This is a genomic window from Chryseobacterium sp. ON_d1, assembly GCF_006829085.1.
In the GTDB taxonomy this organism is placed as follows: domain Bacteria; phylum Bacteroidota; class Bacteroidia; order Flavobacteriales; family Weeksellaceae; genus Chryseobacterium.
In genome coordinates this window covers 173,578-189,922 of the sequence record NZ_BJTC01000013.1, presented here as the reverse complement: position 1 = coordinate 189,922, position 16,345 = coordinate 173,578, and the positions used below count along the sequence as shown (strand labels likewise).

General features: G+C 37.8%; 14 protein-coding genes. 2 read left to right on the top strand and 12 right to left on the bottom strand.

Features of this window, described 5'->3' with window-relative positions; translation table 11 throughout:
- The first annotated feature begins 1 nt into the window (after window position 1).
- Complete coding sequence (locus CRS_RS24845; protein WP_373995763.1) at window positions 2-94, top strand: IS3 family transposase; 93 nt, start codon at window positions 2-4, stop codon at window positions 92-94.
- A gap of 66 nt (window positions 95-160) precedes the next feature.
- On the opposite strand, the gene guaA is transcribed toward CRS_RS24845, so the two are convergent.
- The 12 genes from guaA to CRS_RS19780 all read right to left on the bottom strand — a co-directional run bounded on the left by guaA (window position 161) and on the right by CRS_RS19780 (window position 15,100).
- Window positions 161-1,708: a glutamine-hydrolyzing GMP synthase gene (guaA, locus tag CRS_RS19835; RefSeq protein WP_343659000.1), complete on the bottom strand. Its 1,548-nt coding sequence runs from the start codon at window positions 1,706-1,708 to the stop codon at window positions 161-163.
- Between the two features lie 175 nt (window positions 1,709-1,883).
- Window positions 1,884-3,122 (bottom strand): phosphoribosylamine--glycine ligase, encoded by a 1,239-nt coding sequence (gene purD, locus CRS_RS19830; protein ID WP_142725682.1) that lies wholly within the window; start codon window positions 3,120-3,122, stop codon window positions 1,884-1,886.
- Between the two features lie 89 nt (window positions 3,123-3,211).
- On the bottom strand, window positions 3,212-4,729 hold the full coding sequence (gene purH, locus CRS_RS19825; protein WP_142725681.1) for a bifunctional phosphoribosylaminoimidazolecarboxamide formyltransferase/IMP cyclohydrolase: 1,518 nt from the start codon (window positions 4,727-4,729) through the stop codon (window positions 3,212-3,214).
- Between the two features lie 185 nt (window positions 4,730-4,914).
- Window positions 4,915-5,478 (bottom strand): phosphoribosylglycinamide formyltransferase, encoded by a 564-nt coding sequence (purN, locus tag CRS_RS19820; protein WP_142725680.1) that lies wholly within the window; start codon window positions 5,476-5,478, stop codon window positions 4,915-4,917.
- An 84-nt stretch (window positions 5,479-5,562) separates the two neighbouring features.
- The gene (gene purM / locus CRS_RS19815) at window positions 5,563-6,555 is read right to left on the bottom strand and encodes a phosphoribosylformylglycinamidine cyclo-ligase (RefSeq protein ID WP_142725679.1); all 993 of its coding nucleotides are present in this window, start codon (window positions 6,553-6,555) and stop codon (window positions 5,563-5,565) included.
- A gap of 308 nt (window positions 6,556-6,863) precedes the next feature.
- Window positions 6,864-7,415, bottom strand: a complete 552-nt coding sequence (locus CRS_RS19810; protein ID WP_142725678.1) for an NADPH-dependent FMN reductase — start codon at window positions 7,413-7,415, stop codon at window positions 6,864-6,866.
- A gap of 37 nt (window positions 7,416-7,452) precedes the next feature.
- Window positions 7,453-8,181, bottom strand: a complete 729-nt coding sequence (locus CRS_RS19805; protein ID WP_142725677.1) for a pirin family protein — start codon at window positions 8,179-8,181, stop codon at window positions 7,453-7,455.
- A 148-nt stretch (window positions 8,182-8,329) separates the two neighbouring features.
- Window positions 8,330-9,496 carry a sugar MFS transporter gene (locus tag CRS_RS19800; protein WP_142725676.1) on the bottom strand — a complete coding sequence of 389 codons (1,167 nt, stop codon included), beginning with the start codon at window positions 9,494-9,496 and terminating at the stop codon, window positions 8,330-8,332.
- Between the two features lie 3 nt (window positions 9,497-9,499).
- Entirely contained in the window at window positions 9,500-11,029 is a 1,530-nt protein-coding gene (locus tag CRS_RS19795; protein WP_142725675.1) for a GMC oxidoreductase, read from the bottom strand.
- Window positions 11,030-11,294: 265 nt separating this feature from the next.
- Entirely contained in the window at window positions 11,295-12,713 is a 1,419-nt protein-coding gene (locus CRS_RS19790) for an MFS transporter (protein WP_228451304.1), read from the bottom strand.
- Window positions 12,713-13,231 carry a nuclear transport factor 2 family protein gene (locus CRS_RS19785; RefSeq protein WP_172617117.1) on the bottom strand — a complete coding sequence of 173 codons (519 nt, stop codon included), beginning with the start codon at window positions 13,229-13,231 and terminating at the stop codon, window positions 12,713-12,715. The genes CRS_RS19790 and CRS_RS19785 overlap by 1 nt, the downstream gene beginning before the upstream one ends.
- A 9-nt stretch (window positions 13,232-13,240) precedes the next feature.
- Window positions 13,241-15,100: a glycoside hydrolase family 13 protein gene (locus CRS_RS19780; RefSeq protein ID WP_142725674.1), complete on the bottom strand. Its 1,860-nt coding sequence runs from the start codon at window positions 15,098-15,100 to the stop codon at window positions 13,241-13,243.
- A 202-nt stretch (window positions 15,101-15,302) separates the two neighbouring features.
- Between CRS_RS19780 and CRS_RS19775 the strand changes: the two genes are divergently transcribed.
- Window positions 15,303-16,298: a sterol desaturase family protein gene (locus CRS_RS19775; RefSeq protein ID WP_142725673.1), complete on the top strand. Its 996-nt coding sequence runs from the start codon at window positions 15,303-15,305 to the stop codon at window positions 16,296-16,298.
- Window positions 16,299-16,345: the final 47 nt, after the last annotated feature.

The window sequence follows — 16,345 nt, the reverse complement described above, 5'->3', positions numbered from 1 at the left end:
TATCAATTATTACAATAACGACAGGATAAGACTTAATCTAAAAGGAAAGAGTCCGGTACAGTACCGAACTCTTTCATATAATAATATTGTTTAATTTTGTCTAAACTTTTGGGTGCAGTCTAAAACGGGCAGGATTTATATTTTAAATTCAAGTCAAAGATTATTCCCACTCAATGGTCGCAGGCGGTTTGCTTGAAATATCGTAAGCTACTCTGTTGATTCCTCTTACCTCGTTGATGATTCTGCTGGAAACGGTATCAAGGAACTCATAAGGAAGTCTGCTCCAAGTTGCTGTCATGAAGTCGATGGTGTTAGCAGAACGAACTACAGCGGTGTATTCGTAAGTTCTTTCGTCACCCATTACCCCTACAGATTTTACAGGAAGAAGCACTACGAATGCCTGAGATACTTTTTCGTAAAGGTCATTTTTATATAGCTCTTCAATGAAAATATCATCAGCTTCCTGAAGGATTCTCACTTTCTCAGCATCTACAGCTCCCAATACTCTGATTCCTAATCCAGGCCCTGGGAAAGGGTGTCTGTATACTAAATGATGAGGAATTCCCAATTCTTCTCCTACCCTTCTTACTTCATCTTTGAAAAGTTCTCTCAATGGCTCTAATAATTCGAATTCCATATCTTCAGGAAGTCCCCCTACGTTGTGGTGAGACTTAATCACTGCAGATGGTCCGTTGACAGACTGGCTTTCAATAACGTCAGGATAGATGGTACCCTGAGCCAGGAATTTAGCGCCTTCAATTTTATGAGATTCTTCATCAAAAACATGGATAAATTCGTTTCCGATGATTTTTCTCTTCGCTTCCGGATCATCTACTCCTGCCAGTTTTGAAAGAAACCTTTCTTTAGCATCTACCATTTTAATGTTCATATGGAAATGCTCTCCATACTGATCCATTACTTTCTTTCCTTCATCTTTTCTCAACAATCCTGTATCTACGAAAATACAGGTCAACTGGTCGCCGATGGCTTTATGGATCAAAACAGCTGCTACAGAAGAGTCTACACCACCTGAAAGCCCAAGGATCACTTTGTTGTCTCCTACTTTCTCACGGATTTCCTCTACTGTTTTTTCTATATAGTTGGTCAGTTTCCAGTTTTTCTCTGAGTTACAGATTCCGAAGACGAAATTTTCAAGCATTTTTGCTCCTTCCTCAGTATGAGAAACTTCCGGGTGGAACTGAACACAGAAGATTTTCTTATCTTCATTGGAGATAGAAGCAATGACCCCTGATTTTGCATTTAATTCAAAACCTGCAGGCAATTCTCCTACTTCATCAAAGTGGCTCATCCAAACTACAGAGTTTTGGGTAACTCCTTTCAATAAAGAGCTTTCTTTTACAATCTCCAGATTTGCTTTACCATATTCTCCTTTTTCACCTTTGTTTACTTTTCCTCCCAAAAGATGGGCAGTCATCTGCATTCCATAACAGATTCCCAACACAGGAACTCCCTGCTCGTATAATTCTTTCTGAACCAGGTGAGCATTTTCTGCATTTACAGAGCTTGGTCCGCCAGAAAGGATAATCCCTTTTGGCTGTTTTGCTAAAATATCTTGTAATGGTGTATTGTAAGGTAAGATCTCAGAATATACTCCCATCTCACGGATTCTTCTTCCGATAAGCTGGTTGTACTGGGATCCGAAATCTAAAATAATAATACCGTTGTTCATTTTTGATAATTGATAAATGATGATTGATAAATGATAGAGCTTATGGCGGCTCGCTTATGACTGATGGCTTGGAGATCACTCCAAATTAACCTTTACCCAACTCACGTCTAACCTCTAGCTTCTAACTTATAATTATTAACTGTTTTACAAAAAAAGACTTGGAATGACTCCAAATCTTTTTTCGTGATTTTTATTAAAATTTTCCGATGTCATCTCTGTAGAAGCCGTAATCGAAATGTACATGAGATGCATCTTCGTACACTTTTTTGCGGGCATCTTCATAAGTAGTTCCTGTAGCTACAATGTTCAGTACTCTACCGCCATTGGAAACCACTTTGTCACCCTTACTGATTGCTCCAGCATAAAGTAGCTTACTGTGCTTCATTTTATCTTCTCCTGTGATCTCGAAACCTGTTTCGATATTTCTCGGATATCCTCCTGAGCACATTACAAGACAAACAGCTTTTTCGTCTTTGAATTTAAGCTCGATGTCTTTTCCTTCCATACAATCCTGGATCACATCCAGAAGATTATTTTCCATCAGTGCCATCAATACCTGTGTTTCAGGATCTCCGAATCTCATGTTATATTCAAGAAGGTACGCTCCGTTTTTTGTAACCATTAATCCGAAGAAAATGATTCCTTTAAATCCGAACCCTTCAGCTTTAAGACCTTTAAGGGTAGGTTCCAAGATATTTTTCTCGAAGTCTGCATAATGTTCCTGAGTAAATTCCGGACTTGGAGCTACCGAACCCATACCCCCTGTATTTGGTCCTGTATCTCCGTTTCCTGCTTTCTTATAGTCTTTTGCAGCTACACACGGGAATAGTTTTTCACCATTAGAGAATGCAATGATAGACGCTTCAAAACCTTGTAAATATTCTTCAATAACTAAACGGATACCGGCATCTCCATAAATTCTTCTGATCATAAAATCATGAATTGTAGCTTCAGCTTCTTCAAGGGTATCACAAATAACAACACCTTTACCACCAGCCAAACCGCTTGCTTTGATCACTAAAGGATATTGCTGTGTCTTTACATATTCTATCGCTTCATTATATGAATCAAATACCACAGCTTTAGCTGTCTTGATATCATAGGTCTGCATAAATTTCTTAGAGAAAGCTTTACTTCCTTCAAGGCTTGCTACTTTTTGAGTAGGACCGAAAACCTTAAGATCGTGCTTTTTAAACTCGTCCTTGATACCTGCTACAAGAGGAGCCTCAGGACCTACGATTGTAAGATCAATCTTTTCTTTAATAGCGAAATCTCTAAGTTCTTTGATTTCTGATAAATGAACATTTTTCCCTATTACATCGGTAGTAGCATTCCCGTTGGCAAAAAACATTTTAGAAATTCTTGGGTCATTCTGAAGCTTTGCCGCTAAAGCAGATTCTCTACCGCCTTCACCTATGATTAATATTCTCATACTTTATTTATTATCTAGTCTTATTTTACAAATATATAATTTTGAATGCTAAAAATACAATCCCTAATTATTTTTTAACTCTATTTTAATTAGTGGAAAAAGTGTCTTACCCCAGTAAACATCATTGGTATACCATGCTCGTTAGCAGCTTCTATACTGTCCTGATCTTTTACACTTCCACCTGGCTGAATAATGGCCTTGATACCTTCCTGAGCACAGAAATCTACCACATCACGGAAAGGGAAAAATGCATCTGAAGCCAATACCAGATCTCCGGAGAATTTTTCTTTAGCTCTTTCGATAGCCTGCTGAGTCGCCCAGATTCTGTTAACCTGTCCACCGCCGATACCGAATGCCTGAATTCCGTTGGAAACCACAATTGCATTTGACTTCACGTATTTTACCACTCTCTGAGAGAAAAGTAAAGCTTTTTTCTGCTCTTCTGTAGGCTGTACCTGAGTAACGACTTTGATATCGTCTGAGAAGTGAAGATCATTATCCTGTACAAGGATACCTCCGTCTACTTTCACCCAGGTCTGTTTATCAGAAACAGGGTTAACGATTTTGATGATTCTCAGGTTTTTCTTTTTTCTTAAAATTTCAAGGGCTTCTTCATCAAACTCAGGCGCCATTACAATTTCAAGGAATGTTTTGTTTAGTTCTTCAGCTGTTGCTGCATCAATTTTATAGTTCATTGCAACAATTCCGCCAAAGATGGAAACCGGATCACATTCGAATGTTTTCTGGTAAGTTTCCAGTGCTGAAGTTCCGATCGCCACGCCACAAGGAGTAGAATGTTTTACAGCGCAACAAGCCATTTCTTCCTTAAACTCGGTAACTACTTTCCAGCAAAGGTCCATATCACGAAGATTGTTGAAAGAAAGTTCTTTACCACCAAGCTGTTCGAAGTCTTTCATGGCTCCATTCTCGAAAGTAGAAACATAATAAGCTGCTGTCTGATGAGGATTCTCACCATATCTTAAGTCAGCAACTTTTTTGTAAGAAGCATTCAGATAAGTAGGATATTCTTCATCCAAAAGCATTCTTGAAATGGCTGCATCATAGGCAGAAGTAAGGTTAAATACCTTTCCTGCAAGCTTTTTACGGGTTTCAATATAAGTATCACCGTTTTGTTCCATTTCAATTTTTACTGCCGCATAGTCATCAACATCAGTGATTACCGTTACAGAATCAAAGTTTTTAGCGGCAGAACGAAGCATTGACGGACCACCAATGTCGATAAATTCTACTTTCTCATGCAAAGAAATATCTTTGTTTACATTTTCAAAGAAAGGATAAAGATTTACGATCACCATGTCTATCAGACCAATTCCGTGCTCCTGAACGGTTTTCATGTGCTCTTCGTTGTTACGGACAGCCAGCAGTCCTCCGTGAACTTTCGGATGTAAAGTCTTCACTCTTCCATCCAGCATTTCAGGAAAATTGGTTACCTCATCAATCTGAATAGGATTTAAACCAGCGTCTTTCAAATGTTTGAACGTTCCTCCTGTAGAGATCAACTCATAATTCTGAGCTTCCAAAAACTGTGCGAAATCAATTAACCCACTTTTGTCAGAAACACTGATTAAAACTCTCTTTTTACTCATTTTACTTTCAATTTTTTACTTTTTACAGCTATTTCAAACTGTATTCGGGTCTTTCACCTCCGAACTTACTTTTATTTTTTACTTAGATTTTTTGATAATGCAGCAATGTAGCAGTCTAGCAATGTAACAATACCTTCAACATTGGTAAATTGGTAAATTGGTACACTGATACATTGTTATATTTATTAATTTCCCAGGACCTTATTGATCGCTTCCGGAAATATTTCATATTCAATCTGGTGAACTTTCTGCGCCAGTGTTTCAGGAGTATCTTCTGGTGTTACTTCAAAAGACTTCTGAAGAATAGCCTCTCCCTCATCAATACCCGGCGTTACAAAATGCACTGTTGCCCCACTCTCTACTTCTTTCGCTTCAATGACTGCATTATGAACGTTCATCCCCCACATTCCCTTTCCTCCGAACTTCGGAAGCAATGCGGGATGAATATTGATTATTTTACCATTCCAGTTTTCGCAGAATTCCGGTTTTAAAATGGATAAGAATCCTGCCAATACGATCAGATCTGTATCTTGTGGAATCACTTTAGCCAATTCGCTGCTGAAATTCTTTCCTCTTGGAATGAGTATATTTTCTATATTGTGATTTTTTGCTCTTTCCAATCCGAAACATTCCCTGTCAGCAACCACCAGAGTTACTTTTGCATTCCGGATTTCTCCTGAGTCAATAGTATCAATGATCCTCTGCAGATTTGTTCCTGAACCGGAGACGAGTACAACGATGTTCTTCATATTTTGAATGTAACAATGTAGCAGTCTAACAATATAACAATGATTTTAATTGGTACATCGGTATATTGTTACATTGTTATATTATTATAGTGATAAATTGATTTTCTCTGCACCTTCAGTGATTTCGCCAATTTCATAGGCATCATCCAAAAGGTGTAATACTTTTTCAGCATGTTCAGCATCTACAACGATGATCATCCCAACACCCATATTGAATGTTCCGTACATTTCCTCACGTGCCACACCACCTCTCTTCTCAAGCTCAAGCATTACACTTGGAATTCTGATTTTTGAACCGTCAATAGAAGCACAAAGTCCTTCAGGAATAATTCTTGGAACGTTTTCATAAAGACCGCCCCCTGTGATGTGAGCAATTCCTTCTACTTTCACTTCTTCCAATACTTTATGGATATCTTTATAGTATAATCTTGTAGGAACTAAAAGTGTTTCATATAAAGGTTTCCCTTCAAACTCTTCTTCAAAGTTCGGGAATACTTTTCTTACCAAAGAGAATCCGTTTGAATGGAATCCTGAGCTTGGTAATGCAATAATTTTGTTTCCAGCTTTAATCTTGGACCCATCAATGATCTGATCCTTTTCTACGATTCCTACGCAGAATCCTGCAACATCATAGTCTCCCGGCTGGTACATTCCTGGCATTTCAGCAGTTTCTCCACCGATCAGTGCACAATTGTTATCCTTACAAGCTTCCACCATTCCTAAAACAATTTCTGCAGCGATTTCCGAATCAAGCTTTCCGCAAGCCAGATAATCTAAGAAGAACAAAGGTTTTGCACCGTGACAAAGAATATCATTGGCACACATTGCGAAGCAATCTATACCGATAGAATCATACTTTTTAGTATCTAAAGCTACTTTCAGCTTGGTCCCTACTCCATCTGTTCCTGATACAAGAACCGGATTTTTATATCCACCGATTTCATAGAAAGCACCAAAACTTCCCAAATGATTCAGTACATTAGAATTGTGGGTTTCACCGACCGCCTTTTTGATCTTGTCAACCGTTTTGTATCCTTCTTCTTTGTCTACTCCTGCTGATTTGTAAGTGTTGCTCATGTTTAATAATTTAATAATGTAACAATATATCTGTTTAGCAATGTAACAATAGCTTCACTTTGGAAACCGGAGAATTGGTAAACTGGTACATTAGTATATTGATACATTTTATTTTAATAATTACTTTTATACTTGATTTTAGAAAACAAAAAAGCCGACAATCTTTTCAGATTATCGGCCGTTATTTTATCTCAGAATTTCAGAGCCCACAATTTTCCCTTTATGAGAAAAACATTGTTTATAGGAGGTCTGAATTTTCATCTCTTTTCTTTTTGCAAAAATAGTAATTTTAAATGAATATTCAAATTCTATTTTTCAAGGATCGTTTCAATGGCTGCAATCTTCTTAATTTTTTCCTTTAATTCACTGTCTTTCTCATCATTGGAAATTTTTTGAGCAGCTTTATCAAAGTTGTCATTAAAAAATGGAAGGGAAAAAGTTTCCACCACATTTCCACCATGGAAAGGGAAACGCTTTGATGCAGCTTCCAAAACTCCCGCTCCACCTCTACCTCCCGGAGATGTAGACATCAATAGCATCGGTACTTCATTCCAAACCGTTCTGTCTTTGATTCTGGATACCCAGTCGAAAACATTTTTGAATGCTGTAGAATACGTTCCGTTGTGCTCTCCCAAAGACACCAATAATACATCAGCTCCATCAATTTTTGCTGCAAAATCATGGGCTTCCTGAGGAACACCGTTAGCCAGCTCTCTTTCATGTTTGTAGATAGGCATTTCGAAAGGGTTTAAATCAATTACTTCAGTTTCTGCGTTTTCAAACAATGTTGAAGCATATGCTACCAACTGCTTGTTCATTGATACTTCTGAGTTGCTTCCTGCTATTGCTAAAATTTTCATATATGAGGTTTATTTTTAAGATTACAAATTTAGTTTTTTATTTAAGATAAGCGGGCAGTTCCATTGGGACTTCCATTAATAATATTTCGGTGTCCTCCACCGCTTCGATATTAAAACTCTGGGTATCCCAGATTCCCAATCCGTCTCTTTCATTCAGAATACGGTCTCCTATTTTTGCGCTTCCTTTTAAAACAAATGCATACACTCCGTTTCCTTTTTTGTTGAGCATGTAATTTTTACCGTTTCCTTTTGTAAAATTGGCTATATTGAACCACGCATCCTGATGAATCCATACGCCGTCATCATTTTTATCGGGAGATAGGATCTGCTGGAATCCATTGATTTTCTCTCCTTCTTTGATACTTTTCTGATCATATCTTGGTTCAACGTTCTGCTCTCTGGGGAAAACCCAGATCTGAAGGAATTTTACTTCCTCATCTTTATTTTTATTGTATTCGCTATGCATTACACCGGTTCCGGCACTCATCACCTGGATTTCTCCTTTTCTGATTACCGCTGTAGTTCCCATTGAATCTTTATGTTCCAAATCTCCTTCCAAAGGAATGGATATAATTTCCATATCCCTGTGCGGGTGTGTTCCGAAGCCCATTCCCTGAGAAACGGTATCATCGTTTAATACTCTTAAAACACCAAAGTGTGTTCTTTCTCTGTTCTGATAGTTGGCAAAACTGAATGTATGGTAAGAATTTAACCATCCGTGGTTGGCATGGCCTCTTGAATCTGCTTTATGATATACTGTTTTCATTTTCTGTGATTATTTATAGTACAAATGTACGGGATGTGGGTGTTTAAACAGTTGATGTAGGTTAAGAAAGGAAATTGGAAATAAAATGAAGATAAATTCCCACTCTTCTAATCAACCGTGTCAAGGTTTAAAACCTTGACACGGTTGATTAGAAAGCATCTTTAATCTTCGAATTTCTTTTAAGATAAAAAAACAGACCACAGATTATCATCATTAAAACCGTCAGAATTTGTAAAACATCATTAATATAACCAGAAAAACTTCCCAAAACATTCGTTACAATACCGGTCCCTATTTGATTGGCTGCCATCAGAAATCCTGAAACTAAAACAGAATAGGCAGGAAATTCTACCGTTCCCCAGCCAATTGAACCAGGAAATATGCTTCCCATACAAAAACCAATCATCAGCATCATGAATAACAGGAGATGGACATGAGGATAAACCAACAGTAAAATAATCATTATTCCCACTGCAACAGGAGCATAGAGAAAGAATAAGGAAAGATCAAATATTTTTGAAAATACCCCAAACAGAAGGCGGTTCAAAGCAATCCCTGCCCAAAAGAGAGACAGGCCAATGCTGGCTTCGTTATTATCCAGCCCTTTACTTTTTAAGATAATTCCTCCAAAGCTCCCGAAAGTTCCTTCTACACAGCCATACAAAATAATTGCAATGAAAAACACCCACAGTTTTTGAGGAATTCTCACATAATCAGGAAGTTTAAAAAATGACCCTTTTTCAATTTTTAAAAATAAAAAAACAATCAACACCAAGCTTATAACAACAAATATACTTCCGGGAAGATACATCCAGTTTCTGACATCTCCTATAAGATTCATCATCAGTGGAGAGGTGGACGTACCTAATCCTACCAGAAACTGAAGAATTAAAATCGCATTGGTATTTCCTTTTTCAAATAAACTTGCTGCCAGTGGATTCAGTGTGGTAATGGAAAGTCCGAAACCTGTTCCTGTAAAAGCCACCAACACCATTAATACAGAAAACAACAGTTTTTTTTCAACAAGAAAATAATGCAGCACCCATAGAGAACCTGTAGAAACAAGCATCAGCAGAACTCCCAACGAAAGAATTATTTTGGGTCCCCATTTATTAACCAAAATCGGTGCTCCCAGACATGCCACGATGATACATAGTACCTGAGGAATAAACAGGTTCCCAAACTGTGAAGAAGATAACGCAAACAAAGAGGGATCTGTAAAAGCTGTTCCCAGTGCCGGAAAAATCACAAAATTAACCCCAGCCAGAAAGGCAAGCAAGTAGACAACAGCTATAATAATTTTTCTGTTGTTCATCTTTTATTTCAATAGAGTATTTTTAAGGTATTCTCCCACTCTTAAAGCCATTGCTATAATGGTAAGTGCCGGATTTACGGCTCCACTTGAAACAAAAAAACCTCCGTCTACGATATACAGGTTTTCAAGGTCATGCGCTTTACAATTAACATCCACTACTGAGCTTTTCGGGTCCAGTCCCATTCTTGTTGTTCCGTTTTGATGAGCAGGGGAAGCAATATCCATTCCTTTACTAAAATAATAACCTTTGAACAGAAAGCTTTCAAACTTCCCTGATGCTTTTAACGCTTTTATTAATTCTGATTTAAGAAATTCGTGTCCTTTCTGATTATTGTCCGTATAGCTGATCTTAATCTGACCGTTTTCTACTGTTACTCTGTTTTCAGGATCTGGCAGATCTTCTGAAGTCAGCCAGAAGTCAACAGCGTGTTTAGCCATTAGCTCAAAAGTAAATCCCGGTGCGGCAATCGGACTATCTGCCTTAATCTGATGTTCATCTGATTTTCCAAGCATCTGTATATGTCCTAAAGGGAACTCATACTTAGCCGTTGCATGATAAAAATCGTTAATACCAAATGTTTTCCCAAATTTTGTAGGATTAGGTTCAGTATAAAGGGCTATCAATGCTGTATTCTGATGAAACATATAATTACGTCCCACCTGATCTGAAGTATTGGCAAGTCCGTTTGGAAAATGTTCATTTTTACTCTGCAGCAGAATTGCAGCAGAATTGATGGCGCCGGCAGAAAGAATTATGATATCAGAAGTTACTGTTTTTATCTCTCCATCCTGTTCTATAATAACCTCATTTATTTTTCTTCCTGAGCTGTCTGTATTTAGTTTTATAACTTTTGAATGGGTCATCAGCTCAACATTGGGATATTCAAGTGCTTTTGACAGGGCACAAAGATGAGCATCACTTTTTCTTTCTGAAGCATCAGGGAAACCATCAAAACGATCCAGTGTATAAGGAGCATTAGCTGTTGTATGAGGGGTAAAGTTTACGCCGATGGGCAGCTCAAAAGGATTCAAACCATAATCTTTCAGTTCATCAAAAATTTCCTGGATTCTCGGTTCGTGAGGTAGCGGTGGGTTCGGATAAGGTTCGGAATCGAAAGGCTCAGTAGGATCTGCACCTCTTTTTCCATGGACGTTAAAAAGCTGTTCAGCCTCCAGATAGTACTCTTTTAAATCTTCATACTGAATAGGCCATGCAGGTGATACCCCTCCATAATGTTTTATTTCTTTAAAGTCTTCCTCTCTTAACCGAAATAAGGCGGCTCCATAAAACTTGGTATTTCCACCTACATTATAATGCATTCCCGGCCGAAAGCTTTTCCCGTTTTTATCCAGCCAGAGATCTGTAGTTGTATACCTGTTTTTCTCAAAAACTTCTTCAGAATTCCAATTTTCTTTCTCCACCGGAACATAATCCCCTCTTTCTAAAATCAATATTTTTTTTCCGCTGTCAGCCAGTTTATAGGCCATCGTTGAACCTCCTGCTCCGGTTCCAATAATGATGATATCGTACATTGTTTACAATTTGGTATATCTAAGTTAGAGATTAAAAAAGCAGAGAGAGCTTAACAAAATGTTAAATTTCAATTGATTATATAAATAATTGATAAAAGCAGAACGGCAAGTGAGTAAAATGATCTATTTTTCCGATAAAGGATTTTTGAAAACTAAATTTTAAACTTGAAATTTAAAATTTGGACTAAAACAGATTGATCTAGATATCAAAAAAAGCGGGCTAAAGCCCGCTCTATTGGTATTTAAATTCAAAACAGATAATTTTTTAAAAGTGAATCTGTTTGATTTCCTCTTCAATTTCCTTAGGAGTTTCCTCTTCAGATTTAATAAAAATCATAGTCACTACAGCTCCAATAAGCATACAAACTCCTCCTACCACAACATAATCCATAGCCTGTTTTCCGAAAATACTGCTTACAACAGGACCCCCAAACAGACCATTGATGATCTGCGGAATTACAATAAAGAAGTTGAATATTCCCATATAAACCCCCATTTTTCTCTGTGGAATTACCTCAATAAGCATAGCATAAGGCATAGCCAGAATACTCGCCCAGGCAAAACCCAGTCCGATCATTGAGATCCACAGATTGCTGACATCTTTAATGAAATACATTGAAACAAGTCCCAGCCCTCCGCACAATAAAGCCAAAGCATGAGTCTGCTTTTTACCGATCAGTTTAGCAATTGGAGTCAACAGAAATGCAAACGGGATTGCCCAAAGATTATACATTCCAAAAAGCTTTCCGGTAAGGTCGCCTGCATCATTAAATGCTTTGGAGTGGGTATCCTCCGGAGAAAGACCAAAATGATGAGTCGCCAGAGCACTGGTAGTAAATACCCACATGGTAAATAAGGCAAACCATGAAAAGAACTGAACAATTCCCAGCTTTTTCATCTGCGAAGGGATTGCAGCAAAGTCTTTGAAAATATCTGAAAACTTAGACTCCTGTTTTTCAATTTCTTTTCCATCTTCAAAATCAGCAAATTCCTGTGGTGAATACTCTCTGGTAGTCATGATGGTATACAGAATTGATATGATCAGTAGTCCTGCACCAATATAAAAGGAGTAAATGACATTATCTGCTACAAATCCTGCTGGAGCTTCATTGGAAATCCCCATTTTTGTTAACCAGTCCGGTAAATATGAACCCAGTACCGCCCCAATTCCAATTAAAATGGTTTGTACCGAGAACCCTATTGTTCCCTGATGTTTAGGGAGCATGTCCCCTACCAAAGCCCTGAAAGGTTCCATTGCAATATTCACCGAAGCATCCATCATTGCAAGAAATATTACTGCTAATAAAAGAGCGTTGGCCGCAAACATCTGAGTGACGGAAGCGGCATTAGGAAGTAAAACTAATCCTATTGCACACAAAACAGCTCCAATCAGGAAATAAGGCTTTCGTCTTCCTAACGGGCTCCATGTATTGTCTCCCATATGTCCGATAATGGGCTGGATAATCAACCCTGTAACAGGTGCCACCAGCCAGAACCATGATAATTCATGTACGTCTGCTCCTAAATTACCCAGAATACGGCTTGCGTTCCCATTTTGTAACCCGAACGCCATCTGGATTCCCAAAAACCCCATACTCATATTGATAATCTGAAGGATGGATAAATCCGGCTTTTTTCTTCTTCCAAACGGGTCCGCACCATATTTTCCTAACATTTCTGCCATTATGATTTCAGCTTTTGAATTAATACATCCTCGATAGGTGCTTTTTCAGGAACTACTTTATCCACCACTTCATTCGGAACTGTCATGGAAAGTACATATTGCTTTACCTTCCAGTTTCCGTTGATTTTTTCTAATACACCTGAACCTCTGCAAATTTTCATCTGGGTATCCAGTAATTCATCGAACCACGCCAGTTTTCCATCTTTACTGAAGTAAATATTTCTTTTCAGTGCTTTAAAATTCCAGGTTTTCTTTTTATCAAAATAAGGTTTTGCCCATACCATAAATGCTTTTTTATTCCAGATTTCAGTAGCATCTGTTCCAATGAAGGTAGACTCATCCGCAAAGAGATTAAAATAGGCATTGTAATCCGCTTTTGCAGCAGCTGCATTGAAGGCATCAAGCATGACCATGATTTCTGATTTCTCTTTTTCAAATCCGGTCTTCGACTGTGCTTCCAATAAGGAGAATCCCAGTAAAAAAAGGATGAATGTATAAGCAGTCGTTAGTTTTTTCATATGTAATAATTATTTTTCCAGTTCAATAATCAACGGGGTTTTTGCAGGAATATTCATGCTGTTTTGTAATAAAATTTCTTTTTCTGAAATAATTTCTTTTCCTTTTGTAAATCCATTAAGTGATTCTGCAAACCGTTTCAAGTCTATCGTCTGTTCTTTTTCATTATTGTTGATCACCACCATTACACTTTCTTTTTCATTATATCTGAAATACACAAAAACGCCATCCTTGGGAATGAAATTTTTAGTTTTCCCGTTATGAATCACTTCCTTCCCTTTTCTCCAGTTCAATAATTTCTGAGTAAACCGGAAGAATTCTTTCTGCTCCGGAGTTTGCGTGGATGGATTAAATGCATTTTGTTGATCGGACGTCCAGCCTCCCGGAAAATCCCTGCGGATATCAGCATCACCTCCTGTTTTTTTATCTCCCCTCATTCCTATTTCTGATCCGTAATAAATCTGAGGAATCCCTCTTACTGTTGAGATCAGGGTAAGTCCTATTTTATAAGCGTCAGGGTTGGCATTAAAGATTTCATTCCATCTTTCAGTATCATGATTTTCAAAAAACACTAAAGTGTTATTAATATCCGGATAAAGGAAATCACTGGTAAAGGAATCGTAAATTCTGATCATTCCTTTATCCCAGCTTTCTTTTTCTTTAAGAGCCTTAGACATATTTCCAAACAACATAAAATCCATCACCGATGGTAAGTTTGAATTATAGCCTTCTATTTCTCCTATTTTCGAATTTTTCTGCCAGGCGGCAATTTGCGCTGCCGTATAAAGCCAGGTTTCTCCAACAATATTGAATTTCGGGTATTCATCCGTAATTGCTTTAGCCCATTTTGCCATAGCATCTTTATCATTGTAAGGATAAGTATCTACCCGAAATCCTCCCAATTCGGCATATTCGATCCACCAGATTGCATTTTGTGTCAGATATTTCAAAACCAGCGGATTTTTCTGATTAATGTCGGGCATTGTCGTATCAAACCATCCGTTCAATGCATATTTTTTATCAATATCAGAGGCATTGGTATCAAATTGCGTTGTCGTTTTATAATTGGAACGTTTGAATCCTTTTTCACCTTCATCAAACCAATGAATCCAGTCTTTTGAAGGAAGATCTTTGATCATCCAGTGTGAACCTCCCCAATGATTGGTTACATAATCCATCACCAGCTTCATATTTCGTTTGTTCAGTTCCTGAGATAATTTTTTATAATCTTCATTGGTTCCGAAGCGGGCATCTATTTTATACAGATCGGTCTGGGCATAGCCGTGATAGGAGTACACTTTTTCGTTGTCCTCATTCACAGGAGTGAGCCAGACAGCAGTAGCTCCCAGGTTCTGAATATAATCAAGATGGCTGATGATTCCCTGAAGGTCTCCGCCATGTCTTCCATTGGGCAGGCTGCGATCTGCTTTTTCTGTCAGTTCCGGTTTTGAATCATTCTTCTCATCACCATTGGCAAAGCGGTCAGGCATGATCAGATACATAAAGTCTTTTGAGGTAAAAGACTCACGGTTGGCTGATCCCGGATTTCTTTGCTTCAATTCATACGTGTATGAGCCGAGGTTCTTTTTACCTTTTTTAATATTGATGATGAACTTCGGAATGTTTATTTCATTGGTATTGACCGTAATAAAAACATAATTGGGATTATCCACTTTCTGAATGTCCTTGATGTGTATTCCATCTGATAGTGTAATCTCATTATTGGCAACTTCTTTTCCATAAACAAGAATCTGAAGTTCAGGATTTTTCATCCCTTTCCACCAGAAAGCCGGCTCTACTCTTTCCAGGTTTTTTTGGGAAAAAGCGGCAGAAGCTATGGAAAGAGCGAATGCTGCAAATATTGTCTTCATATTAGTGTTCAATTTAGCATTAAATTTTCATATATACATTTAAAAATGTAGTGGAAAGTCTCTTTTTTGATCCTCATTCATTCAGAATTTCAGAATGAAATATTCTTATTCCGAATTTTACAAAGAATAATTAATTTTTTTACAAAAAATTCATGTGAAAAGTTGATTTTCAATTTTATTTATCTTTAGCTTTACAGAAAAAATGTTTGATTTCAGCAATATGTTCAAAACAGAGGGACCAGATGTTGTTTACACATGGACAATTCCTGTGTTTGCTGCAATTATTTTCCTGGAAATGGGTTACAGCCACTTTAATAAGGAAAAAATCTATGAGACTAAAGATGTTGCAACAAATGTACTTTTCGCCTTGCTTAATTATGGATTAGACATCATCATGAAAGGTTTCTCTTTATTTGTTATGATGTTTTTTTACCAGCACCGTCTTTTCGACTGGCAGGAGGGAATATGGTATTGGATTGCAGTATTCCTGGCCCAGGATTTTGCCTATTATGTTCATCATTATGTGGATCATCACTCCCGTGTTTTCTGGGCGGTACATATTACGCATCATAATTCTGATTATTTCAATATCAGTACAGGATTCAGAAGCCCTGTATTTCAGCCATTATACCGATACCTGTTTTTTTCTCCATTAGCATTCATGGGCTTTCATCCATGGCATATTCTGGTGGCTTATTCTTCTATTCAGATCTATGGTACCTTTGTACACACCCAATCGATTAAGAGTATGGGATTTTTAGAATACATTCTGGTTACGCCTTCCCATCACAGGGTACATCATGCCTGCAATATCAAATACCTGGACCGCAATATGGGAATGGGCTTGATTATCTGGGATAAAATCTTCGGAACATTTGAAAAAGAAGATCCTGAAGTTCCTGTAAAATATGGCATTTATCCTAAAATGGAGTCAAAAGATCCTGCAACTACCCTATTCTATGAATGGAGAAGAATAGGAAAAGATCTCAGACAGCCCGGGCTTTCTTTTAAAACCCGATTGAAATATCTTTTCTATTCTCCGGGATGGAGGCATGATGGGACCGGAAAAACGGTAAAACAGTATCAGAAAGAATATAAGGAAAAGAAAAAGAACAAAGTTCCAGTTCAAGTAAACGAGCCGGCAGCAGAATCTGAGAACCAATATCCCCAATTCATTCAGCATGCGGAGGATAAGTAGCTGTAAAAAAATACCCCGGTTTTGAAAAACTTGAACCGGGGCACTTT